At 50.2% G+C, this 257-nt stretch carries 1 protein-coding gene; it reads right to left on the bottom strand.

The genetic code is table 11. The annotated features are described in order from the left end of the window. Positions 1 to 257 (bottom strand): hypothetical protein (locus tag A3774_RS16885; protein WP_197468096.1); only part of this gene is annotated, 257 nt, incomplete at both ends.

Raw genomic sequence — 257 nt, 5'->3', positions numbered from 1 at the left:
GCACCTTCCGCTAACACATCATCTAAGGTGTCGATAGTGAAGGTATTTGAGTTGCTGCCCGCTGGGATATCAACACTGGCAACACCGGTGAAGTCTGTGCCATCAGCAGCAACACCGCTGTAGGTGAAGGTCACCGTGATTGCAGAAGTCACATCCGCTGCAGGCTGGTCAACACTGATTGTGTATGGAGTGGTTGTATTGCCTTCGATAACAGAACTTGGACCTGTAAGTGAGACATAAGCCGTCTCAGTATCAGG

This window comes from Neptuniibacter marinus, from assembly GCF_001597725.1.
GTDB classification, from domain to species: Bacteria; Pseudomonadota; Gammaproteobacteria; order Pseudomonadales; family Balneatricaceae; genus Neptuniibacter; species Neptuniibacter marinus.
This window is presented reverse-complemented; position numbering and strand designations above follow the sequence as displayed.